We start from the raw sequence: 21,311 nt of genomic DNA on the forward strand, positions 1-21,311 counted from the left end.
GGAAGAAACATGGGTGTCAGTTGCGACGGGCGGCTTTGGCACCGGGCTTGCCCGCCTGCGCCATGCGCGGCGTCGGCGGGCCGATGCGGCCGATCGTTTCCAGCGCATAATGCAGCTGGAAATCCTCGATACCCTTGGCCTTCAGTTCCTCTGCCGTCGCGCTGAAGCGCGGATCGGCCTTCTCATCCTTTTCGATCAGGCCGTTGTCGACCTTCTTTTCGTTGATGAGGTGGCGGCGCAGGTCGCTTTCGCGGAACTTTGGCCGCGATGCATAATCGGGGTCGCTGAGCTGCGGCACGCGAATGTCGGGGTCGATCCCGCCTTCCTGTACGCTGCGCCCCGACGGCGTATAATAGCGTGCGGTGGTGAGGCGGAGCGCCGTGGTGTCGGTCAGCGGCAGCACCGTCTGCACCGATCCCTTGCCGAAGCTGCGTTCGCCCATCACGACCGCGCGATGCTGGTCCTGCAAGGCGCCCGCGACGATTTCCGACGCCGAGGCCGAGCCCGAGTCGATCAGCACGACGACGGGCGCGCCGCCGGCGAGGTCGCCGGGTTCGGCGAAATAGCGTTCGATATCGCCCTTCTTGCGGCCGCGCTGCGAAACGATCTCGCCCCGTTCGAGGAACAGGTCGCTGATCCCGACGGCTTCGTCGAGCAGCCCGCCGGGGTTCGAGCGCAGGTCGAGAATCCAGCCGCGCGGTTTCTTGCCGAGCGATTTTTCGACAGCCATCATCGCTGCCTTGAGGTCGGTGGTCGCGTCAGCCGAGAAATTGGTGACCGTCAGCACGCCGACATCGCCGCTGACTTCCCATTTCACGGGTTTGAGGTCGATGATCTCGCGCGTCAGCGTCATCTCGATCGGCTTGTCCTGGCCTTCGCGCACGATCGTGACGTCGATCTTGGTCCCCGGACGCCCGCGCATCTGTTCGACGGCTTCGTCGAGCGTCATGCCGAAGATCAGTTCCTTGTTGATGTGGGTGATATAGTCGCCCGCCTTGATCCCCGCCTTGTCGGCTGGCGTGTCGGCGGTCGGTGCGATGACCTTGACGACGCCGTCCTCCATCGTCACCGACAGGCCAAGTCCGCCATATTCGCCGTCGGTCTGGGTCCGAAGATTCGAAAAGCCGCGCGCGTCGAGATAGCCCGAATGCGGGTCGAGGCTGGCGAGCATGCCGTTGATCGCGCCTTCGATCAGCTTCGAATCGTCGACCTGTTCGACATAGTTGGACTTCACCTCGAGATAGACGTCCATGAAGCGTGAAATTTCTTCCTGCGTCTTCGTATCGACGGTCGCCATCGCACCGGTCGCGAGCGGCACGAGCGCCAGCGTCGAAAGCGCGGCGGCGCCTTGCCACAGCGCGAAGCGGCGCTTCGGGGACGATGCGGTTTTGGTCGAGTCGGTCATCAGCGTCTTTCACTCAGGCGGGATTTCCCGCCATATATATCCCGGCGCGCCATCCTCCTACGCATTTGCGCAGGCGTCAAGCGGATGATCCCGATACGGAACAGCGACGGAACGCGCGATTAACGGGGCGTCAGCCGATCATCGCGACGATATCGACCGGGCGCCCGGCGCGGCGCAGTTCGACGGTGATGCGGCTGTCATCCGACCCCGCGCGGCCGACGGGCGTACCGGAATCGAGCGTGTCGCCGACCCCGACCGACAGGGCGATCATGCCGGTGAGCAGCGACACCCAGCCGCCGCCATGGTCGACGATGACAATCTTGCCATAGCCGCGATAATCGCCGGCGAAGCTGACGCGACCGGGGGCAGGGGCGACGACCTGCCCGCCGGGCCGTGCGGCGATCGTCACGCCGCGTGACCGAACGCCGCTTTCATTGACTTCGCCCAGCCCGGCGACGATGCGGCCGACGACGGGCAGCCGGTAGGCGCCCTGCGTCAGCTCGGCCTCGGCGGGGGCGGGCGGGGCGGCGCCGGTGACGGCGCCGGCAGGATTGCGCGGGCGCGGCAGCGGCCCGGCGAGCTGCGCCAGTTCGGCGCGCACCGCGCTGTCGGCTTCGAGGCTGTCCATCAGCTCGACGATATCGCGCGCCTTTTCGCCGAGCCCCAAGGCCCGGTCGGCCTCGAGCTGCGCGCTGCTCATCAACTCGCGCGAACGCAGCCGGCCTTCGTTTTCGAGCCGCGTCAGCGCGTCGCGGCGCTGTGCCAGCTGCGCCTTGCTCGACGACAGCGCCTGCAGAGCGATCCCCTGCTGGCGCCGCGTGGTGTCGAGCGCGGCGAGTTCGCGCCGCACGCCGGCGGTGCGGCGTTCGATCACCGGCATGGCGGCATCGATCACCGCGCGGGCATGGACGATGTCGGTCAGCGATCCGGGCTGCGCCAGCACGCTGACCGGCGGTTGGCGGCTGAGCTGCTGGAGCGAGGCGGCGAGTTCGAGCAGGGGTTGCTGTTGCTCGGCGAGCCGCGCGCGCTGCGCCGACAGGCGGCGGCTGACGAGCGCGACGCGCGCCTCGCCCGCGCTGATGTCAGCTTCGGCCGACTGGATGCGCGCGGCGAGCGCGGCACTGCGTTTCTTGAGCCGGTCGGCCTCGCTGACCGCCGCCACGGCCTGTTTTTCAAGCAGCGCGCTGCGCGCCATCGCCGCCGCCGATTGCTGCTTCGCGTCGATCAGCTGGTCGCGTTCGCGCGCTGCGATCGCTGCGGGATCGAAGATGTCGCTCTGCGCGAGCGCGAACGCGCCGCCCGCGACAGCGGCGATCAGGCCGAGCGTGGCGGCGAGGCGCCTCACTGGCGACCTTCGCGGTGATAGGGGTGGCCGGCGATGATGCTGGTGGCCCGCCACAATTGTTCGGCGAGCATCGCGCGCGCCATCAGATGCGGCCAGGTCGCGCGGCCGAAAGCGATGACCTTGTCGGCGCCCTCGCGCTCTTGCGCGGTGAAACCGTCGGCGGCGCCGAGGCAGAAACGCGCCTCGCGCACCCCGCCGTCGCGCCATTTTTCGAGCAGTTTCGCGAATTCGAGCGAGGACATCTGTTCGCCCCCCTCGTCGAGCAGCACGATGCGGCTGCTGTCGGGTGCGGCGGGCATCCGCCCGCCGGTATCGGGAAGTTCCGAAATCTTCTGCGACCAAGTCACGCGCTTCATATAGCGCTCGACCAACTCGGCCTCGGGAGAGCGCCCGATGCGCCCGCGCGCGATGATGTGCAGCAACATGGAATATTCGTTCCTGGCGGAAGCGGTATCAGCCCGCTCCCCCACCCGGCCTCCCAAACCAGTTTACCCTGTGGGTGGCCGGGTGGGGGAGGGCTGGTACCGCTTGGGTTCGGACGTCAGTCCGAACAGAAGAGCGCCGTCAATTCGCTGCGGCGACCGGCGGCGCGTCGCCGAACGACCACATACGCTCGAGGTTGTAGAAGCTGCGAACCTCCGGGCGGAACAGGTGGACGATCACGTCGCCCGCGTCGATCAGCACCCAGTCGGCATTGGGCAAGCCTTCGACCCGGACAAGCCGGCCCGCTTCCTGCTTGATGCGCTGCGCCAGCTTGTCGGCGATCGCCGAAACATGGCGCGTCGACCGGCCGCTCGCAATCACCATATGATCGGCGATGCTGCTTTTGCCGGCAAGCGGGATGGAGATGGTTTCCTGGGCCTGATCCTCGTCCAGCTGGTGGAGGATCAGCGCGTGGAGCGCGTCCACACTATCATTGGCTGCGGCGCCGGGCGCGGCATCCTTACTGGCTGCTATCAAGCGGTTTCATTCCTTTCGTCCATGGCCAGCCGCGAATGCGTCAGCGGGTCGCGCATCGCGCGGCCAGCATAGCGTTCGAACCAGCGGGGGTTGGCCTGCCGTATTGCAGTTGCGGATCGCACATCGGGCGAAAAACGCAGGAACACGAGGGCAGGCGGTCTCCAGTCCGTCCAGTGAAGTTTCTGGTCCGCGGGCCGGACGTAGCGCCGAAGCCAACCCATCGCCTGCGCGGCATGGGCCCGGCCACTATAGCCCGGGCGCGCGACAACCGCAATCGGCATCAGTCGCGCAATTCCCCGCCAGTCGCGCCATTGGGGCAACTGGGCCAGATTGTCGGCACCCATGATCCAGATGAAACGGCGATTGGGGTAGCGCCGGACGAGCTTTTTGAGCGTGTCGATGGTGTAGCGTGTGCCGAGTTCGGCCTCGATCGCCGTCGCGCGGATCGGCGAGCGTCGCGCCATGCGCTGCGCCGATCCGAGCCGCGCGGGGAGCGAGGCCATGCCGGCCTTGGGTTTCAGCGGATTGCCGGGCGACACCAGCCACCATAATTCGTCGAGCCCCAGCGCTTCGATCGCGTTGAGGCTGATCGCGCGGTGCCCGCCATGCGCGGGATTGAAGCTGCCGCCGAGGAGGCCGGTGGGGATCATGAGGAGGGATGCCAGTCTTCGCGATGGTGACGAACCCTGACAATCCGGATCGCAGCCTTTTTAAAGCGATAGAAAAGAAGGAGCGGCGAATCCGCTACCCGCCATTTGCCATAGGATGTCCCGTGGACGACAGGTCCAGCGAAGGGATTTTGGGAGAATTCGTATCCATTTTTCAAATGTATCATTTGCATACAAGTGATTCAAGATTAGCCTGACCCCTTTCCACCGGAGTGTTACGGATCATTCGGGGAAGGACTTCACCACCCTGATATGCCCGACGATCGCCCGGTTGAAATTGGGCAGGTCTTCTGCCGGTATCCAATATTCCTCATGCTCGCGGCCTCCGGCCTGCTCGACCTTGTAGTTCGCGAGATAATCGGTGCTTACATCAAATTCGGTGACGAACCCGGATCCCGACTTCGGCACATTCCAGTCGCGCGCGATTTTCACGGCATATTCGTATGTCGTGACGGGATAGAAAATGGGCTGTTCGGGCAGACGCGGCGGGAATTCGCGCATTGCGCTTTTGGTAATGAGGGCCAGTTCATTGGGGCCAACCGGCCGCCAGAGGCGAATCGTGTTGCTCAAGGCCGAACCTGCCCCGTCCCGCGCACCAGCCATTTATAGGTGGTGAGTCCTTCGAGTGCGACCGGTCCCCGCGCGTGCAACCGTCCCGTCGCGATGCCGATTTCGGCGCCGAGGCCGAATTCGCCGCCGTCGGCGAACTGCGTCGAGGCGTTGTGCATCACGATCGCGCTGTCGACGCCGGTCAGAAAGCGCTCGGCGACCCCCGCATCCTCGGTGACAATCGCGTCGGTGTGCTTGCTCGAATGCGTGTCGATATGCGCGAGCGCGTCGGCAAGGCCGTCGACCAGCGCGACCGAGACGATCGCGTCGAGATATTCGGTGTCCCAGTCGCCGGCACTCGCGGATTCGACATGCGGGCTGAGCGCCGCGATGCTCTGGTCGCCGCGCACTTCGCAGCCCGCCTTGACCAGCGCGTCGACGATCGCGAGCGGCGCGGGATAAGCGCGGTCGATCAGGATCGTCTCGGTCGCGCCGCAGACGCCGGTGCGCCGCATCTTGGCGTTTACCGCAAGTCCGACCGCCTTCTCCGGATCGGCGGCGCCATCGATATAGAGGTGGTTGATCCCGTCAAGGTGCGCGAGCACGGGCACGCGCGCCTCGTCCTGGACGCGCGCGACAAGGCCCTTGCCGCCGCGCGGGATGATGATGTCGATCAGCCCCTGCGCGCGCAGCATCGCGCCGACCGCGGCGCGGTCCTGGGTGGGCACGAGTTGTACCGCGTCGGCGGGCAGGCCCGCTTCGACGAGGCCAGCAGCGAAGGCGGCGTGAATGGCGCGGTTCGAATGCACCGCCTCGCTGCCGCCGCGCAGGATCACGGCGTTGCCCGACATGAGGCCGAGCGCCGCCGCATCGGCGGTCACATTGGGGCGGCTTTCATAGATGATGCCGACGACGCCCAAGGGCACGCGAACGCGGCTGAGCACCAGGCCGTTGGGGCGGGTCACGCGGTCGATTTCGGCTCCCGACGGGTCGGGAAGCGCCGCAACATCGGCGATCGCGTCGGCGATCGCATCAAGGCGCCCCGCGTCGAGTCGCAGCCGGTCGAGCATCGCGCCCGACAGACCGTTCTTCTGTCCGGCGGCCATATCCTCGGCATTAGCCGCCAAAATGGCGGCGGCCCGCGCACGGATCGCCGCTGCGGCCGCGATCAGCGCCGCGGCCTTGTCCGCCGTCGGCGTCATCGCAAGCCGTTTCGCGGCGGCGCGCGCGCGCGCGCCCATGTCGGCGATCAGGGCGGCGGCATCGCCGGGCAAGGGCGGGGCGGTCAGAGCTTCGGCGTTCATGGCGCCGCCACTACCATGTTTTCCGCGTATCTCGAAAGCCCCGTTGCGCGGCGCTGCGCGCGGCTTTAGGCAAGGCGCCATGACAGGGGATATCGAGGGTATCGGCGGTGCCGTCACGGCGGGCCTTGCGGCGCGCGCGGTCGAATCGCGGCACGGCGGCCCGGCGCATGGTCCCGCGCCGCTGCGCTGCCTCAACTGCGGCGCCAGCCTTGCCGGGTCGCACTGCCATCATTGCGGCCAGCGCGCCGACGTGCATCGCAGTTTCGGCGCGATCGGCCACGATCTTGTCCACGCGATCTTCCATTTCGAGGGCAAGATCTGGAACACGCTGCCGCTCTTGACCTGGCGGCCGGGCGACCTGACGCGCCGTTATATCCACGGCGAACGCGCGCGTTTCATTTCCCCGCTCGCTTTGTTCCTGTTCGCGGTCTTCCTGACCTATGCGGTGCTTGCGATGGTCGGCAGCGGCGGCGGGCTGGGCGAGGAGTTGAACAAGGCCGCAGCCGAGCAGACCCGCGCCGCGGCGATCAAGGACAGCATGCAGGTCGAGGTCGACCGGATCGACGCCGAACTGGCGAAAACCGAGCTGCCCGCGTCCGAGCGAAGCGCGCTGGAGACCGAGCGCGACATCTTGCAGAAAAGCGCGGGCTACCTCGGCATAGCGCGCAGTCGCAGCAAGAGCGAGCGCGCCGCCGATCGCGCCGCGGGACCGCCGGTGCTCGACGATCCGGTCAGCCAGGTGGCGACGAGCGCCGACTTCATCTCGCGAAACAAGATCGACACCGGGATTCCCTTCATCGACCACGGCCTGCAAAAGGCGTTCGCGAACCCGGCGCTCGTCCTCTATAAATTACAGGCGAACGCGTATAAATTCGCCTGGGCGCTGATCCCGCTGTCGCTTCCCTTCATGTGGATGCTCTTTCCGTTCAGCCGGCGCTTCCACACCTACGACCATTTCGTCTTCGTCACTTACTCGATCTCGTTCATGCTGCTGCTGTTCGTCGTCGTGCGGCTGCTCAACCTGACGATCTTCGGCGACGTCGCGACATTTTTCGCGATGCTCTACGTGCCGTTCCACATGCACCGCCAACTGCGCGGCGCCTATCGCTCGTCGCGCTTCGGTGCCTTCGTGCGCGCGAACCTGCTCCTCCTTTTCAGCCTGTTCGCGGTGATCTGGTTCATGCTGCTGTTGCTTGCCGTCGGTATCAGCGGATAGGTTCCGGTCCCGCGCGCGCGAAGCTGTAACAAAGACCGGCCACAGACCCGCGACGCGGGAGGACATGCGATGCATCAGCTGTGGAACGAAATCGATCGCCGCTTGCTCATCAAGCTCGGCACCGCCGGACTCGCAGCGCTGTCGCTTCCCGGCGCAGCGGCGGCGGCGATGGCGCAGGGCTTTACCCATGGCGTCGCGAGCGGCGAGCCAAGTGCGCATTCGGTGCTGCTGTGGACGCGCTATGCCGCCGCGAATGATACCACGCTGACCGCCGAGCTTTCGGAGAGCACCGACTTCGCCAAGGTTGCGACTGCAGGCAGCGTCTCCGCCAAGGGCGATCGCGACCATACCGCAAAGATCGTGATCGACGGGCTCGAACCCGGGCGCTGGTATTATTATCGTTTCGTCGCCCCCGACGGAACGAAATCGGCTATCGGTCGGACGCGGACGCTGCCGGCCGGGCCGACGAGCGCCTTCACCATCGCGCTCTTTTCCTGTTCGAACCTGCCTTTCGGCTGGTTCAACGCCTATGCCCACGCGGCGGCGCGGAACGACATCGACCTTGTCGCGCATGTCGGCGATTATCTGTACGAATATCCGGTCGGTGATTATCCTTCGCTCGTGGAGGCGTTGCCCGGCCGCGCTATCCAGCCGACGCACGAGCTGGTCAGCCTCGCCGATTACCGGCTGCGATACGCCGCTTATCGCGCCGATCCCGACCTCCAGCACATCCACGCTTTGTTCCCGATGATCGCGCAGTGGGACGATCATGAGTTTACCAATGACGCATGGAAAGGCGGCGCCGAAAATCATAATGACGGCGAGGGCGAATGGACCGCGCGTGCCGCCGCCGCCGAGCGCGCCTATCGCGAATGGATGCCCGTCGCCGACACGCGTTGGCGCGATTACCAGGTCGGCGATCTCGCGACGATTTTTCTTCCCGAAACGCGCGTCACGGCGCGCGATCGTCAGTTCGAAATCGACGAAATCGTCGCGGGCGCGGGCGACCCGGCGGCAGAGCTCAAGCGCTTCGCCGAAGGTGCCTATCGCGACCCCGCGCGTCAGATGATGGGTGCTGAGCAGGAGAAGTGGCTGTTCGACGGCCTCGCCCGCTCGACGAAGGCGGGAACACGCTGGCAGGTTTGCGCGCAGCAGGTGGTGATGGGCAGCCTGTTCACGCCGCCCGAGACGAGCGACTGGTTCGGTGCCGACCAGCCCGACTATGTCCGCCGCCGCGTCGAAACCGGGCAACTCGCGGCGAAGGTGGGGCTGCCGTTCAACTTCGATGCGTGGGACGGATATCCCGCCGCGCGGTCGCGCCTGCTTGCCGCTGCGCAGCGCGCCGACGCCGACCTGATCACGCTGACCGGCGACACGCACAATGCCTGGGCGTTCGACCTCGCCGAGGACGGACGCCCTGCGGGGATCGAGATTGCGGGGCAGAGCGTCACCTCACCCGGCTATGAAGCTTATACCAAGGGGATCCCGGACGCTGCGCGCGTGTCCGCGCTGCGCCGTTCGTCGCCCGAACTCAAATGGGCGAATACCGAGGATCGCGGTTATGTGACGGTGCAGCTGACGCGCGAGCGCGTCACCGCGAACTGGCACAGCGTCGAAACGATCCGCACGCATAGCCCCGCGCTCAAATCGACGCACAGCATGCGTGCGCAGCGCGGGCGGCGCGCCTACGATCCCGCCTGACCGCCGCAATCGGGCGGCCACGACTGGTCGGGTTCGGGCATCAGATCGACCAGGAACATTTCGCCCGACCGGTCGCCGTGCCGCTGCGCGAAGAGCAGCCGATCGCCCTTCGGCGACAAGAGCGGGCCGACCTGGAACTGGGCGGGGTCGGCCGGGATGCGCCCGACCTCGACCCAGCGGCCATCCTTACGGCGATAGCGGTAGAGGTGCGACCGGTCGCCGCGGTCGGACACGGCGATCAACGTCCGGCCGTCGCGCGAAATCTCAGCCTCATATTCATAACCGCCACCGCTTACCGGCGGGCCGAGATTTTCGACCTGCCATTCGCCGGGGCGGACTTCGGTCGCGGCATAGATGTCGCCGCCGCCCGCGCTGCCCGCCCGGCTCGACCCGAAATATAGGCGGCCATCCGCGTCTGTGCGGGGGAGGAGCTCGGCCGCAGGCGAATTGACGGGTTCGGGCAGGCGTTGCGGTTCGCTCCACGCGCCCCCATCGATGCGCTCGACATACCAGATGTCGAAATCCTCTTTATCGGGCGCGTGGCGCGACGAGATATAATAGAGCCGCTTGCCGTTGGACGTGATGAACGGATCGGCCTCGATCACGGGGAACGGTTTGGCGAAGGGCGGCGGCACGGGCTTGCTCCAGGCTCCCTTCTCGCACTGCGACTGCATCAGCCTGAAGGTGCCGAAATCCTTGTCGGCCGCGAGATAGATCATCGTTCGTCCATCGGGGGTGAAGGTTGGCGAGGATTCATAGCCCGGTCCGGAAATCGCCGCAGGGGTCCAGAGCGTCGCGGTAGCGGGTTCCGGCGTCTCCGCCGCGATGCCGCAAGCGGCGAGCGCGGCGGCGCAGGCGAGTGCCGGGGCGCGATTGGCAAAGGCCATGGACTTTCTCTCCGGCAAGACGCTAGCAGGTGCGCGGAGTGTCGCCGGACGGCGCGCCGATGGCCAGCGTCCGATCGGCGGCGGTGGCGCCAAAGTGACGGCGGGGAGAGGATGATGGACGCGATCGACCGGCAAATCGTGGCGATGCTGCGCGGCAATGCCCGCCTGCCGCTGAAAACGATCGCGGCGACCGTGGGCCTCGCGCGCAGTTCGGTGCGCGAACGGCTGTCGAAGCTCGAAGCCGCCGGGACGATCGGCGGCTATCATGCGCGCGTCGTCGACGAGGGCGGGATCGCCGCGATCCTGCAACTGCGGCTCGCGCGCACCCCATCGCCCGATATCGTCGCCGCCGTCACGGGCATGACCGAGGTCGCGCGCTGCTATTCGCTGAGCGGCGAGATCGACCTGCTGGTCGAAATCGAGGCGCCCGATGCCGCGACGCTCAACGCGGCGCGCGACCGGATCGCGCTGATTGCGGGGGTCGAGGATACGACGACGGCCTTGATCCTGAAGCGCGACAAGGATCGCTAAAGGGGATCGCTAAGCGGCCGCGATCGCCTCGATCTCGAGCAACCAGGCGTCGTCGTAGATATCGGCGATGATGATCGTCAGCGCGGGCGAATGGCCGCGCAGCACTTCGTGCCTCACCTTGTAGTTCGCTTCGCGATAGCGGCGGTCCGACAGGAAGACGGTGACTTTGACCAGATCGTGCAGCGTCATGCCGCCCGCATTCAGTTGCGCCTCGATATTGCGCCAGACGAGCCGGCATTGGTCCTCAAAACCAGCGGGCACCGCGTCCTTCTCATCGACCGGAATCTGGCCGCTGACGAACAGCCAGCGCGTCGGGTCCTCGACCAGATGCGCCTGCGCGTAAGAGATGCCGGTGGGGTTGATCGCGCTATTGGGCATAAGGGGCCTCGTCATTCCGATGGACGGGACGAGCATCCCCGCCAGTACCCCGGCGCAGACCGAGCGGCGCGCGAGGGGCAGGCGAAGGGCGTCCGATGGGTTCATCGCAGTATCTAACGCGCAGGCGAGGCCAAGCTCCAACGTCCGATGGGCGGGGCGCCCGCCATAAAGGCGACGCTTGACACTCATAACTATCTGGTTATGAGAAAATACATAGCCAGTGAGTTATGAATTATGACCGACGTATCACCCGACCTTCTGTTCAAGGCGCTCGCCGATCCCAGCCGGCGCGCCTTGTTCGAACGGCTTTGCATGGACGGCGAACAAACGGTCGGCGCTCTCACCGCAGGCGCCGGCATCTCGCAGCCCGCTGTGTCGAAGCATCTCGGCTTGCTCAAGCAAGCGGGGCTTGTGCTCGATCGGCACGAAGGCCGCCAGACGCATTACAGCGCGCAGCAGCGCGCGCTCGCGCCGCTCGTCGACTGGACGGGGCGCATGAACCGTTTCTGGGAAGCGCGGTTCGACGATCTCGAAGATTTGCTCAAAAGGATGGATCAATGACCGATACTGAAGTTCGCACTGTCACGGTCGAGCGCGAGATTCCGCATTCCGCCCAAAAGATCTGGCGCGCGCTGACGACGCAGCATCTGATCGAGGAATGGCTGATGAAGAACGACTTCGGTCTCGATCTCGGCCACCGCTTTCAGCTTAGCGGCGACTGGGGCCATGTCGATTGCGAAATTCTGGACGTCGATCCTGGACGCAGCCTGTCCTATACGTGGAATCACGCGCACGACGATCCGGCCTACCGCCTTCAAAGCACCGTCACCTTCACGCTCGAACCGAAGTTGGCGGGAACGCTGCTGCGCATGGAACAGACCGGCTTTCGCCCCGATCAGAAACAGGCTTTCGGCGGCGCCAAGGGCGGCTGGAAGATTCACCTCGAAAATCTCGAGAAGGTCGTGGCGACGCTCGGCTGACCATCAGACGGGGAGAAGATTATGAACTGGAGCCTTTGGATCCGGCAGTTTCACCGCTGGGTATCGATCCTCTTTTCGACGATCGTCCTCGCCATTTTCGTGATGCTGGGTATTGGTCAGCAGCCCGCCGAGTGGGTCTATTACCTGCCACTGCCGCCGCTCTTCCTGCTGATTCTGACCGGGCTCTACATGTTCTTCCGGCCGTATTTCAGGAAGCGCGGCGGCGCGGCGGGCTGACGCTCAGCTATAGGGCGGCGCATCCTCGAACTCGGCGAACGAGGGATAATCGTTCGCGACGCTCGCGGTGAAATTGGGTGCGCGCTTTTCGAGGAAGCTGGTGACGCCCTCGGCGGCGTCGGGGCTGCGCCCGCGCGAAAAGATCACGCGGCTGTCCCAGCGGTGCGCGCTCATCGGGTGGGGGGCTCCGAGCATTCGCCACAGCATGTGGCGCGTCAGCGCGACCGATACGGGGGCACTGTCGGCGGTCATTTCGCGCGCCTTGGCGATGGCGGCGTCGATCAGCTCGCCCGGGGCATGGACCGACTGGACGAGGCCCTTCTCCTTCGCTTCAGCCGCCGAAATCAGGCGCCCCGAATAGCAAAGGTCGACCGCGTTCGCGATGCCGACGAGACGCGGCAGGAACCAGCTCGACGCGGCCTCGGGCACGATGCCGCGCCGCGCGAAGACGAAGCCGTAGCGCGCGGTGTCGCTCGCGAGGCGTGCGTCCATCGGCAGCGTCATCGTCGCGCCGATGCCGACCGCGGCGCCGTTGATCGCGCCGAGCACGGGTTTCTTCGCTTCGAAGATACGCATCGACACGCGCCCGCCGCCGTCGCGGATCAGCGGGTGCGACCAGTCGATCGTGCCATCCTCGGCAACCGGGCTCGCGGGCATGCCGTCCGGCAGCATCGCCAGCTTGTCGCTGCGCTTGTCATAATCGAAGGTGGCGGCGCCGCCGCCAAGGTCGGCGCCCGCGCAATAGGCTTTGTCGCCATGCCCGGTGAAGATGACGGCGCGAACGGCGTCGTCGGCGTCGCAATCGTCGAGCGCGGCGATGATTTCCAGCATCATCTCTCCGGTAAAGGCGTTCATCCGGTCGGGCCGGTACAGCGTCAGCAGCGCGATGCCCTCATGCTTGTCGAGGCGAATCTGGTCGAAGCTCATCTCTCTCTCCTTTGCTTCCAGCTTACGTAAGCGTAAGGGCTTGTCCAGTGGGGATGACGCGCCCTTGCTTTGTCGCTATAGGCGCCCCGACCGCCCCGGCGCCGCGTCTCCTCCTGAGTCGCTTGCCGGGGCCATTCATTTGGTTCCGACAGAAAGTTGACCGCCATGGCCCGTCGCCGCCAGATCTACGAAGGCAAAGCCAAGATTCTCTATGAAGGCCCCGAACCGGGCACGCTCATCCAATATTTCAAGGATGACGCGACCGCGTTCAACGCGCAGAAGCGTGGGACGATCAACGGCAAGGGTGTGCTCAACAACCGGATTTCGGAGCATGTCTTCACGCTGCTCGGCAATATCGGCGTGCCGACCCACTTCATCCGCCGCCTGAACATGCGCGAGCAACTCATCCGCCAGGTCGAGATCGTGCCGATCGAGGTGATCGTGCGCAATGTCGCCGCGGGAACGCTGTCGAAGCGGCTCGGGATCGAGGAGGGAACGCAGCTCCCCCGCACTTTGATCGAATATTGCTACAAAGACGATGCGCTCGGCGATCCGCTTGTCGCCGAAGAGCATATCGCCTGCTTCAACTGGTGCAGCCAGGACGAGCTTCACGACATTCAGGACATGGCGATTCGCATCAACGACTTCATGTCGGGAATGTTCGCCGCGGTCGGCATCCGCCTCGTCGATTTCAAGCTCGAATTCGGGCGTCTTTACGAAGGCGACTTCAGCCGCATCATTCTCGCCGACGAGATCAGCCCCGACGGCTGCCGTCTGTGGGACATGACGACGAACGAAAAGCTCGACAAGGATCGCTTCCGCCGCGACCTCGGCGGCGAGGTGGAGGCCTATCAGGAAGTCGCGCGCCGCCTTGGCTTGATGCCCGAGGGTGGCGAGAATGCCGTGCTCGACCTTGAAAGCCACCGGAAGAAGAAGGGCAACTGAGGCTCCTCACGCGAACCTCTATTTCCGTTCGTGTCGAGCGAAGTCGAGACACGTCGCGGCTGGGCGCTGCCCCTCGGTGCATCTCGACTTCGCTCGATGCGAGCGGGTAGTTTGAGCCGGGCTAAATATTGATGCTCGTCGGGATCAGGCTCGGCTGCAGATAGGGATAGGGCTGTATCCGCTGCGCATTGCGCGCCACGATCTGCGCTTCGACGCCTTTCAACGCCGCCTGAAACCACGCCAGCGGCCCTTCGGCGCCCGTCACGCGCGGGTCCTGGAACCATGTGGGGTAGGGGAAGGCGTTGCTGCGATAATCGCCGAGCGGGCGGTAGTGAACCGAGCCCAACAGTTCGAGCACATTCAATTGTTCGAGGGCGAGCGCCATCGGCGGCATCAGTGCGAGCCAGCCCGCCTTGTCGTGCCCGCGCTGCCCGTTCGGCGCCGCCTGCCAGCCCGCGCCGGTGACCGCGGGGGCAAAGGCCATAATGTCCTTTTGCGGGAAATTGACCGCGGCATGCTGCGCGCTCGCGGTGAACATCACCATCGCGCACACCTCGGCAAGCTGTGCGCGCGTGGTGATCGCGGTGAAATTCCTGATCTTCGCTTCGCCCGCAAGGCAACCGGCCCAGGCCGTCAGCTCGGTGTCGGCGACGATATCGGCGTCGCTCGTATAATAAAGGTCGATATATTGCCGCGCCCATTCGTGGATCGCGTCCCACACGAGCAGCGCATCGTCGCGGTACGGATAGTCGACAAGCGCCGAATCGACGCCGACGCCGCGCGCGGCGAAGTCGGCGTGCGGCATCTTGCCATAGAAGTCGAACGCGAGCCGCGCATCGACCGCGGCGCGCTGGCTCGACGCGATCGTGCCCGCGAAAATATGGTCGATCGGGCCGTTCGCCGCGATCAGCGAGGTCGCCGCCGCTTCGTTGATGAAGAGCGTGCCCTCGAAATGCGGGACGAGCAGCGCCCACACCGGATGCACTTCGGCCAGATGGCGATGCGTCGCGACCGCGAACGCCTCGATCACGAGATGCGTGCGCGCAAGATGGGTGAACAGCTCGTGATAATTGCCATCGGCGACCTGCACGACGAATTTCGCCATTTCCCAGCCCCACAGCTTGTCGCTCGCGGGCGAGGGGGTGAAGATCGGCCAGTCGGCGGAGTTCTGCCCGCATTGGATCGCGACGGGCACCAGCGACGATCCGCCCGGCGGGATCGCGAATAGCGCCATCGGCTGCCAGGCATATTTGGCGAGGCCGCCATAGGTGCCGGGGTCGAGGACTTGGAGCGGCTTGTAATCGAGCAGGAACAGCCGTCCTTCGGCGAGCGCGGCGGCGAGTGTGTCGCCGTTCACGACGGCGGCATATTGCGCGGCGCCGAGCGGGAAATTCGCGGGCAGCGCGTCGTCCACCGCGGCGATCAACATGCAGTTCGGCCCCTGCACGCGCAGCCGTGCGAATTCGCTGTCGTCCTGGAACATATAGGAGATGCCCGGGACGGGGAGCGTCCTGAACAGCGCGCGATAGGCTTCGATGCTACGCACCGTCTTGCTGCCGAGCCCTTCGACGTCCTCGACCTTCATCAGATCCTCGATCCGCTCCTTATAACCTTTGAGCAACGCGACGTGCGCGTCGCGCTCGGCGGCGGCGACGGTTTGCTCGACGTCGCCGATCATCCGTTCGAAGATGTTGCCGCCGCTATGGACGCCATGTCCGACTGCTATCTTGGCGGTCGAAGCCTCGATCGCGTCGCATTCGGCGAGCGCGGCTTCATAATGGGCGCGCGGGCTGTCGACTTCGCCTTTATCGACGCCGCCGAGCTTCACCGTCAGCGCGTTGCGCACGATGTCCAGCCCGACGCCGATCAGGATCACGAACCAGGCGATCGTCGGCTCGTCATTCTTTGGCACGTCGGTCGCGAGTGGCACGCCGGGCAGGGTCGGGACGTCGGTCGTCCATGTATAGACGGTCTGCGTCGCGGTCAGCTGCGCCGCGCGCGCCGCCTGTCCGGCTGCGGTATCGTCCTGCGGGAGCGTCGGATCGGCGGGTGGCATCGGCACGCCCGGCGCGGTGCTGGAGGGGGTAAGCGGCGGCAGCATCGGATAAGACATGGCGTGGCTCCTGTCGGACGCGAAACGAAGGGCCGCGCTTGTCGGGGAACATGGTTAATATTTCGCAAGCCACCTGCCTCGGACACGCTCCTAGAGCCGTGATAAGACGAGATTTCGTTCCTTAACCCCTGCTTTACCCGCCCTTGCTATCCCGGCCCTATGACGGGGGTCTATCATACGCTGCAGGCGCGGCTTTTTCCGCCGATTCCGGATACGATCCGGGACGATATCGCCGTGCTTCGCGCCAATCGCGTCGAGACGCTGACGCCGATGCTGTTTCTCATGCTGGCGGCGACGACGCCGACCGCGATCTACGCCGGGGTCGATACCGTGCATCCGGTGATCCGGATCGGTTTTCCGGTCATCCTCGCCGTCGTCGGCGTGCTCGGCTTTCTGTTCCTGCGCCATAATCGCGGTCGCCGGATGAGCCCGCGCCGCGCGCGCCGCGTCATTCGCGAGGCAAGCTGGGTGTCGGGCATCACCGGCGCGATGTGCAGCCTGTGGACGGCGACCAACTGGCTCGCCGCGCCGCCCGAAGCGCACAGCTATTATGCCATGATCATGGCGATGGGGTCGCTTGCGACCGCCTATTGCCTGTCTTCGATCCGCTTCGCGACCTTCCTCAATCTCGGCGTCGGGCTGGCGCCGGTGTCGGTGCTGATGCTGACCTCGGGCAACCCGCCCGAAATCGCTGCGGGCACAAGTCTCGTCATCGCGACCTTGTTCCTGCTGCGCATGGTCGTCCAGCAGCACGGACAGGTGATCGACCTGCTCGAACTGCAGCGGCAGATGCGCGAACTGGCGCACACCGACCCGCTCACGGGCCTTGCCAATCGCCGCGAATTCGACCTGCGGCTCGACGAGGAATTCGCCAAGTCCGATGAGCACAGTCCGTTCGCGATCGCGTTGCTCGACCTCGACGGTTTCAAGCCGATCAACGACCAGCATGGCCATGCGATCGGCGACGGCGTCTTGTGCGAGCTTGCCGCGCGGTTGCGCAGCGCGTGCGGTAACCACGCGATCGTCGCGCGACTGGGCGGCGATGAATTCGCCATCCTCGTACCCGCCGGCTCGCCGCTCCTCGACACCGCGCTCGCCGACCATATCCTCGCCGCGCTGGCGGCGCCCTATCGCATCGATGGGCGCATGATCGGCGTGGGCGCGGGCGTCGGCACCGCGATGTGGCCCGAGCACGGCATGGGCGCGCGCGACCTGCTCGAAGTCGCCGACCGTGCGCTCTACGCTGCAAAGGCAGCCAATCGGGCGCAGATGTCGTCCGTCGAACGCGTCGGTCGGGTTGCGTGACGGCGGCTTGACCGCCCGCCGGGCGGACGCCAAACCGGCGCGATGACCAAAAACCTTGTCCGGCGCACGTCGACCGCGCTGTCGCCCCTCATTCTCCTCCTCGCCAGCACCGCTCCGGTTTATGCGAAGGAACCGCCCGCAACGACGCCGGCGCCCGCCGCCGCCAATCCGCAAAGCGACGCGGCCAAGGCATGGAATTTCGCCGCCAGCGACGTGCCCGTCGATCCGAATATCGTTTTCGGCGTGCTGCCCAACGGGATGAAATATGCGCTGCTCAAGAACAGCACGCCCAAGGACAGCGTCGTACTACGCATGCGCTTCGACGTCGGCAGCTTCGCCGAAGCCGACGACCAGCGCGGCCTCGCCCATTTCCTCGAACATATGGCGTTCAACGGATCGACCAATGTTCCGGAAGGGGAGATGATCAAACTGCTCGAACGCAAGGGTCTCGCGTTCGGCGCCGACACCAATGCATCGACTGGCTTCGACGAGACGGTGTACAAGCTCGACTTGCCCAATGCGTCCGACGACCTGATCGACACCGGGCTGATGCTGATGCGCGAGACCGCGAGCGAGCTGACGATCGACCCCGCCGCCGTCGACCGCGAACGCGGCATCATCCTCTCGGAACGGCGCGCGCGCGACACCTATCAGCTGCGCAGCCTGATCGACCAGCTCGATTTCCAGATGCAGGGGATGACGGTCGCAAGCCGTATCCCCGTCGGCACCGAAGAGGTGATCAAGACCGCGCCGTCGGCGCGCATCCGCGATCTCTACGACCGCTATTATCGTCCCGAACGCGCGACGCTCGTGATGGTCGGCGATTTCGATCCGGCGGGGGTCGAGGCGAAGATCAAGGCGCGCTTTGCCGACTGGCGGGGACGCGGCCCCGCGGGCGCCGACCCCGATATCGGCGATGTCGATTATGGGCGCGCCGCCGCGGCCGACGATTTCGTCGATCCGGCGATCCAGGATTCGGTGACGATTGCGGCGTTCAAGCCGTGGGTGAACGAGCCCGACAGCAGGGCGAAGCGCGCGCGCAAGCTCGCCGAGGATGTCGGCGAGGCGATCGTCAGCCGCCGGCTCGCGAAGATCGCGCTCAAGGAAGATTCGCCGATCCTCACCGGCTATTTCAGCGATGCCGAGGGGTGGAAGAAATTCGACCAGGTGACGGTCGGTGCGGTCGCCAAGGAAGGCGCGTGGAAAGAGGCGCTGGCGCTCATCGAACAGGAACAGCGCCGCGCGATCGAACATGGCTTTACGCAGGCCGAGGTCGACGAGCAGCTCGCGATCCGGCGCACCGCCTTTCGCAACGCCGTTGCGGGCGTGACGACGCGGCGCAGCGACGCGCTGGCCGATGCACTGGTCGCGGCGGCGAAGGGCGATTTCGTCTTCACGCGCCCCGAAACCTCACAGGCGCTGTTCGAGGCCGCGGTGCCGTCGCTCGATGCCGCCGCGGTCACCGCCGCCTTCCGGGCGCGCATGGACGGGCTGAGTGCGCCGCTCGCGCGTGTGACGACGAAGGTCCCGGTCGAGGGCGGCACCGCCGCGATCCTTGCCGACCTGCGGGCCTCGGCGAAAGTCGCGGTCGCGGCGCCGAGTGAGGCCGCGAATGCCGCCTTCGCCTATGATAATTTCGGCACGCCGGGAAAAATCGTCAGCGACGAGCGTGTCGAGGATCTCAATATCCGCCGCATCCGCTTCGCGAACAATGTGATGCTCAACATCAAGACGACCGATTTCCAGAAGGACAAGGTCATGCTGTCGCTGCGCGTCGACGGCGGCAATTTGCTCGCGACGAAGGACGATCCGACGAAGGTGTCGCTTGCGGGATCGCTGATGCTCGGCGGGCTCGAAGCGCACAGCTATGACGAGCTGCGCTCGATCCTCGCGGGCAAGACGATCAGCCCGGTCTTCGGCAATGCCACCGACAGCTTCGGCGGCAGCGCGGTGACCTCGCCCGAGGATTTCGCGTTGCAGGCGAAGCTGATGGCGGCCTATCTCACCCACCCAGGCTATCGCGCCGACGGGCTGGCGCTGATCCGCCGCGTGCTGCCGCAGCAATATGCCGCGAACGATGCGACGCCGGCGGCGGTGATGGGGCGCGATGCGGGCGGCATCCTCGCGGGCGACGATCCGCGGTCGCAGACCCCGCCGCTGGACAAGGTGATGGCGCTCGACTGGGCGCAGCTCCAGTCCGCGGTCGCCGACAGCTTCGCGCATGGAGCGATCGAGATCGGCGTTGTCGGCGACATCGGCGAACAGACGGCGATCGACGCGATCGCGGCGACCTTCGGCGCCTTGCCCGAGCGGCGTGCCGCCTTCGACCCGCGCGCCGACGCGCGCGTGCGGCACTATGCGACCGATCGCAGCGAACGCACCTTGATCCACAAGGGACCGGCGGAACAGGCCGAACTGCGCGTCTATTGGCCCGCGCGCGACGATAGCGATCTGGGCGAAGCGATGCGGCTCAACCTGCTCGCACGTGTGATGCAGCTGATGCTGACCGAGGAACTGCGGGAAAAGCTTGGCGAAAGCTATAGCCCCACTGCGGCCGCGAGCCTGTCGGACGAGTTCCCGGGCTATGGCCACCTGCTCGCCGCGAGCAACGTCGATTACAAGGATCTCGCGACGACGCGCGCGGCGATCTTTGCGATCGCGAAGGAGTTGCGCGACAAGCCGGTCGATGCCGACCTGCTCGATCGCGCGCGGCGTCCGCTGGTCGAGGCGATGGTCAAGTCGCGGCGCGAAAACGCCTATTGGCTGAACTATGTCAGCGAAGCGGCGAGCCACGCCGACCGCCTCGACCGCAGCCGCAAGGGCATTGGCGAGGTCGAGGCCGCGACACCGGTCGAGCTGCAAGCGCTCGCGAAACAATATCTGGTCGATGACAAGGCGCTGGTGATCAAGGCGGTTAGCGACAAGGCGGGGAAATAGGGTCGTCGGGCAGTGAGCGATTGCAGACGCTCGGGCCTATTCTAACCCGTTCGCATCGAGCCCCTCGACTGCCCGCCGGGCGGGCGCTCAGGGCTCGGCACGAACGGACAAAGAGGTTCGTCGTCTAGCGAAGGGGGTGGGGGAAGTTGATCTCCCCCCCCCCCCCTCCCGCTTGCGGGAGGGGAAATCAGTTCACAATCTCAAAGTCCGCTCACCACCCCAAAGCGGACCCCATCTAAACCCGCCCCGGCGCCCGTGCCCGGATGAAACCCTCCAGCGCGACGAACAGCATCTCGCGCGCGTCGCTGCCGAGCATCTCGGCGGTCAGCCAGTCGAAATGGACGCGGTCGCCACGCGACGACGCGCCGACCATCGCCGCCAGCAACGCTTCGTCGAAGCTGACGTGCGGGCAGCAGGGCGGGGCGACGGCAAAGGGTTCGGGCCAGATATGGGCGATTGCCTCGACGACAAGGCGATAGCGGCGCGCGGCGAGGATATTGCCCCAGCGCCGTTCGAGTTCGGGCATGGGATCGCGCGCGGCGCGGCGGCAGAGGATGCAATAGCGCAGCGCCAGCACCGCTTGCGCGGCTTCGGCCGGGAGATCGCGCACCAGCGACTGCTGCGACAATTGGCGGATCAGCGCGCTGCTTTGCATGAGGTTTCTGTCTCCCGGCCCATTCAGTCCGTCGGTCCGTTTCGCCCCGGTAGGGAAAAAGATGCCGGCCGCTTGTAATGCAGCTTGAAGATGCAGCGGCCGGCAGGAGGGGACTGCCTCACCTTGCTATTGAGAATTATTCGCAAATACAAGCGAAAAAAGAGGCGCTCGAAAGCGCCTCCGAAAACTGCGGTTTTGCGCCGTTTTCGTCCCCCGCGAATCCAGGACCCGCTATCGGTCTCTCCGGAAGCGGCCCGGCCCTTGTGGG

Annotated in this window: 22 protein-coding genes; 9 read left to right on the forward strand and 13 right to left on the reverse strand. The window is 65.7% G+C overall.

Annotation, left to right across the window (positions count from 1 at the left end; translation table 11 throughout):
• Positions 1 to 16 precede the first annotated feature (16 nt).
• The 8 genes from HDC35_RS18480 to HDC35_RS18515 form a co-directional block, all read right to left on the reverse strand.
• Positions 17 to 1,405 (reverse strand): S41 family peptidase, encoded by a 1,389-nt coding sequence (locus tag HDC35_RS18480; protein ID WP_184648863.1) that lies wholly within the window; start codon positions 1,403 to 1,405, stop codon positions 17 to 19.
• Positions 1,406 to 1,535: 130 nt separating this feature from the next.
• Entirely contained in the window at positions 1,536 to 2,750 is a 1,215-nt protein-coding gene (locus HDC35_RS18485; RefSeq protein ID WP_184648864.1) for a peptidoglycan DD-metalloendopeptidase family protein, read from the reverse strand.
• A complete protein-coding gene (locus tag HDC35_RS18490; RefSeq protein WP_184648865.1) occupies positions 2,747 to 3,175 on the reverse strand; it encodes a 23S rRNA (pseudouridine(1915)-N(3))-methyltransferase RlmH in 429 nt (142 codons plus the stop codon). Before HDC35_RS18490 ends, HDC35_RS18485 begins: the two co-directional genes overlap by 4 nt.
• 139 nt (positions 3,176 to 3,314) lie before the next feature.
• Positions 3,315 to 3,710: a ribosome silencing factor gene (gene rsfS / locus HDC35_RS18495; protein WP_184648866.1), complete on the reverse strand. Its 396-nt coding sequence runs from the start codon at positions 3,708 to 3,710 to the stop codon at positions 3,315 to 3,317.
• Complete coding sequence (locus HDC35_RS18500) at positions 3,707 to 4,360, reverse strand: nicotinate-nucleotide adenylyltransferase (protein ID WP_058803181.1); 654 nt, start codon at positions 4,358 to 4,360, stop codon at positions 3,707 to 3,709. The genes rsfS and HDC35_RS18500 overlap by 4 nt, the downstream gene beginning before the upstream one ends.
• Positions 4,357 to 4,551 (reverse strand): type II toxin-antitoxin system RelE/ParE family toxin, encoded by a 195-nt coding sequence (locus HDC35_RS19985; RefSeq protein WP_409437961.1) that lies wholly within the window; start codon positions 4,549 to 4,551, stop codon positions 4,357 to 4,359. The genes HDC35_RS18500 and HDC35_RS19985 overlap by 4 nt, the downstream gene beginning before the upstream one ends.
• A gap of 49 nt (positions 4,552 to 4,600) precedes the next feature.
• Positions 4,601 to 4,948, reverse strand: coding sequence for a hypothetical protein (locus HDC35_RS18510; protein ID WP_260397831.1), 348 nt, complete (start codon positions 4,946 to 4,948; stop codon positions 4,601 to 4,603).
• Positions 4,945 to 6,231 carry a glutamate-5-semialdehyde dehydrogenase gene (locus tag HDC35_RS18515; protein WP_184648869.1) on the reverse strand — a complete coding sequence of 429 codons (1,287 nt, stop codon included), beginning with the start codon at positions 6,229 to 6,231 and terminating at the stop codon, positions 4,945 to 4,947. Before HDC35_RS18515 ends, HDC35_RS18510 begins: the two co-directional genes overlap by 4 nt.
• 79 nt (positions 6,232 to 6,310) lie before the next feature.
• Here HDC35_RS18515 and HDC35_RS18520 point away from each other — a divergent pair, with 79 nt between their 5' ends.
• On the forward strand, positions 6,311 to 7,447 hold the full coding sequence (locus HDC35_RS18520; RefSeq protein ID WP_184648870.1) for a DUF3667 domain-containing protein: 1,137 nt from the start codon (positions 6,311 to 6,313) through the stop codon (positions 7,445 to 7,447).
• 69 nt (positions 7,448 to 7,516) lie between these two features.
• Positions 7,517 to 9,148, forward strand: a complete 1,632-nt coding sequence (locus tag HDC35_RS18525) for an alkaline phosphatase (RefSeq protein ID WP_184648871.1) — start codon at positions 7,517 to 7,519, stop codon at positions 9,146 to 9,148.
• Here HDC35_RS18525 and HDC35_RS18530 read toward each other — a convergent pair.
• The gene (locus HDC35_RS18530) at positions 9,133 to 10,035 is read right to left on the reverse strand and encodes a PD40 domain-containing protein (RefSeq protein ID WP_184648872.1); all 903 of its coding nucleotides are present in this window, start codon (positions 10,033 to 10,035) and stop codon (positions 9,133 to 9,135) included. The two genes, HDC35_RS18525 and HDC35_RS18530, sit on opposite strands and share 16 nt — an antisense overlap.
• Positions 10,036 to 10,146: 111 nt before the next feature.
• On the opposite strand from HDC35_RS18530, the gene HDC35_RS18535 reads away from it, so the two are divergent.
• Positions 10,147 to 10,566 (forward strand): Lrp/AsnC family transcriptional regulator, encoded by a 420-nt coding sequence (locus HDC35_RS18535; protein ID WP_184648873.1) that lies wholly within the window; start codon positions 10,147 to 10,149, stop codon positions 10,564 to 10,566.
• A 9-nt stretch (positions 10,567 to 10,575) separates the two neighbouring features.
• On the opposite strand, the gene HDC35_RS18540 is transcribed toward HDC35_RS18535, so the two are convergent.
• The gene (locus HDC35_RS18540; protein WP_221438333.1) at positions 10,576 to 10,944 is read right to left on the reverse strand and encodes a RidA family protein; all 369 of its coding nucleotides are present in this window, start codon (positions 10,942 to 10,944) and stop codon (positions 10,576 to 10,578) included.
• A gap of 234 nt (positions 10,945 to 11,178) precedes the next feature.
• On the opposite strand from HDC35_RS18540, the gene HDC35_RS18545 reads away from it, so the two are divergent.
• The 3 genes from HDC35_RS18545 to HDC35_RS18555 are packed head-to-tail and all read left to right on the forward strand — an operon-like array spanning position 11,179 to position 12,161.
• Positions 11,179 to 11,505, forward strand: a complete 327-nt coding sequence (locus HDC35_RS18545; protein ID WP_184648874.1) for a helix-turn-helix transcriptional regulator — start codon at positions 11,179 to 11,181, stop codon at positions 11,503 to 11,505.
• Positions 11,502 to 11,924 carry an SRPBCC domain-containing protein gene (locus tag HDC35_RS18550; protein WP_184648875.1) on the forward strand — a complete coding sequence of 141 codons (423 nt, stop codon included), beginning with the start codon at positions 11,502 to 11,504 and terminating at the stop codon, positions 11,922 to 11,924. Before HDC35_RS18545 ends, HDC35_RS18550 begins: the two co-directional genes overlap by 4 nt.
• 21 nt (positions 11,925 to 11,945) lie before the next feature.
• A complete protein-coding gene (locus HDC35_RS18555; protein WP_184648876.1) occupies positions 11,946 to 12,161 on the forward strand; it encodes a hypothetical protein in 216 nt (71 codons plus the stop codon).
• A 3-nt stretch (positions 12,162 to 12,164) separates the two neighbouring features.
• Here HDC35_RS18555 and HDC35_RS18560 read toward each other — a convergent pair whose 3' ends face one another.
• On the reverse strand, positions 12,165 to 13,088 hold the full coding sequence (locus tag HDC35_RS18560) for a crotonase/enoyl-CoA hydratase family protein (RefSeq protein ID WP_184648877.1): 924 nt from the start codon (positions 13,086 to 13,088) through the stop codon (positions 12,165 to 12,167).
• 165 nt (positions 13,089 to 13,253) lie between these two features.
• On the opposite strand from HDC35_RS18560, the gene purC reads away from it, so the two are divergent.
• A complete protein-coding gene (gene purC / locus HDC35_RS18565; protein WP_058803192.1) occupies positions 13,254 to 14,033 on the forward strand; it encodes a phosphoribosylaminoimidazolesuccinocarboxamide synthase in 780 nt (259 codons plus the stop codon).
• A 121-nt stretch (positions 14,034 to 14,154) separates the two neighbouring features.
• Here the strand turns inward: purC and HDC35_RS18570 are convergent, their stop codons facing one another.
• Positions 14,155 to 16,146, reverse strand: a complete 1,992-nt coding sequence (locus HDC35_RS18570) for a lipoxygenase family protein (RefSeq protein WP_184648878.1) — start codon at positions 16,144 to 16,146, stop codon at positions 14,155 to 14,157.
• Positions 16,147 to 16,305: 159 nt separating this feature from the next.
• On the opposite strand from HDC35_RS18570, the gene HDC35_RS18575 reads away from it, so the two are divergent.
• Together HDC35_RS18575 and HDC35_RS18580 are read left to right on the forward strand one after the other, a co-directional pair.
• Positions 16,306 to 17,451: a sensor domain-containing diguanylate cyclase gene (locus HDC35_RS18575; protein WP_260397832.1), complete on the forward strand. Its 1,146-nt coding sequence runs from the start codon at positions 16,306 to 16,308 to the stop codon at positions 17,449 to 17,451.
• Positions 17,452 to 17,493: 42 nt separating this feature from the next.
• Complete coding sequence (locus HDC35_RS18580; protein WP_184648879.1) at positions 17,494 to 20,388, forward strand: pitrilysin family protein; 2,895 nt, start codon at positions 17,494 to 17,496, stop codon at positions 20,386 to 20,388.
• A gap of 235 nt (positions 20,389 to 20,623) precedes the next feature.
• Here the strand turns inward: HDC35_RS18580 and HDC35_RS18585 are convergent, their stop codons facing one another.
• Positions 20,624 to 21,043 (reverse strand): addiction module antidote protein, encoded by a 420-nt coding sequence (locus HDC35_RS18585; protein ID WP_184648880.1) that lies wholly within the window; start codon positions 21,041 to 21,043, stop codon positions 20,624 to 20,626.
• Positions 21,044 to 21,311: the final 268 nt, after the last annotated feature.

It is taken from the genome of Sphingopyxis sp. JAI128, assembly GCF_014207235.1.
GTDB lineage: Bacteria > Pseudomonadota > Alphaproteobacteria > Sphingomonadales > Sphingomonadaceae > Sphingopyxis.

What these genes read in the sequence shown, in the direction of transcription:
- HDC35_RS18480 (WP_184648863.1), bottom strand. Translation starts at nt 1,405, where the DNA reads ATGACCGACTCGACCAAAACCGCATCGTCCCCGAAGCGCCGCTTCGCG.
- HDC35_RS18490 (WP_184648865.1), bottom strand. Translation starts at nt 3,175, where the DNA reads ATGTTGCTGCACATCATCGCGCGCGGGCGCATCGGGCGCTCTCCCGAG.
- HDC35_RS18500 (WP_058803181.1), bottom strand. Translation starts at nt 4,360, where the DNA reads ATGATCCCCACCGGCCTCCTCGGCGGCAGCTTCAATCCCGCGCATGGC.
- HDC35_RS19985 (WP_409437961.1), bottom strand. Translation starts at nt 4,551, where the DNA reads ATGCAAATGATACATTTGAAAAATGGATACGAATTCTCCCAAAATCCC.
- HDC35_RS18515 (WP_184648869.1), bottom strand. Translation starts at nt 6,231, where the DNA reads ATGAACGCCGAAGCTCTGACCGCCCCGCCCTTGCCCGGCGATGCCGCC.
- HDC35_RS18520 (WP_184648870.1), top strand. Translation starts at nt 6,311, where the DNA reads ATGACAGGGGATATCGAGGGTATCGGCGGTGCCGTCACGGCGGGCCTT.
- HDC35_RS18525 (WP_184648871.1), top strand. Translation starts at nt 7,517, where the DNA reads ATGCATCAGCTGTGGAACGAAATCGATCGCCGCTTGCTCATCAAGCTC.
- HDC35_RS18530 (WP_184648872.1), bottom strand. Translation starts at nt 10,035, where the DNA reads ATGGCCTTTGCCAATCGCGCCCCGGCACTCGCCTGCGCCGCCGCGCTC.
- HDC35_RS18535 (WP_184648873.1), top strand. Translation starts at nt 10,147, where the DNA reads ATGATGGACGCGATCGACCGGCAAATCGTGGCGATGCTGCGCGGCAAT.
- HDC35_RS18540 (WP_221438333.1), bottom strand. Translation starts at nt 10,944, where the DNA reads ATGCCCAATAGCGCGATCAACCCCACCGGCATCTCTTACGCGCAGGCG.
- HDC35_RS18545 (WP_184648874.1), top strand. Translation starts at nt 11,179, where the DNA reads ATGACCGACGTATCACCCGACCTTCTGTTCAAGGCGCTCGCCGATCCC.
- HDC35_RS18550 (WP_184648875.1), top strand. Translation starts at nt 11,502, where the DNA reads ATGACCGATACTGAAGTTCGCACTGTCACGGTCGAGCGCGAGATTCCG.
- HDC35_RS18555 (WP_184648876.1), top strand. Translation starts at nt 11,946, where the DNA reads ATGAACTGGAGCCTTTGGATCCGGCAGTTTCACCGCTGGGTATCGATC.
- HDC35_RS18560 (WP_184648877.1), bottom strand. Translation starts at nt 13,088, where the DNA reads ATGAGCTTCGACCAGATTCGCCTCGACAAGCATGAGGGCATCGCGCTG.
- purC (WP_058803192.1), top strand. Translation starts at nt 13,254, where the DNA reads ATGGCCCGTCGCCGCCAGATCTACGAAGGCAAAGCCAAGATTCTCTAT.
- HDC35_RS18570 (WP_184648878.1), bottom strand. Translation starts at nt 16,146, where the DNA reads ATGTCTTATCCGATGCTGCCGCCGCTTACCCCCTCCAGCACCGCGCCG.
- HDC35_RS18575 (WP_260397832.1), top strand. Translation starts at nt 16,306, where the DNA reads ATGACGGGGGTCTATCATACGCTGCAGGCGCGGCTTTTTCCGCCGATT.
- HDC35_RS18580 (WP_184648879.1), top strand. Translation starts at nt 17,494, where the DNA reads ATGACCAAAAACCTTGTCCGGCGCACGTCGACCGCGCTGTCGCCCCTC.
- HDC35_RS18585 (WP_184648880.1), bottom strand. Translation starts at nt 21,043, where the DNA reads ATGCAAAGCAGCGCGCTGATCCGCCAATTGTCGCAGCAGTCGCTGGTG.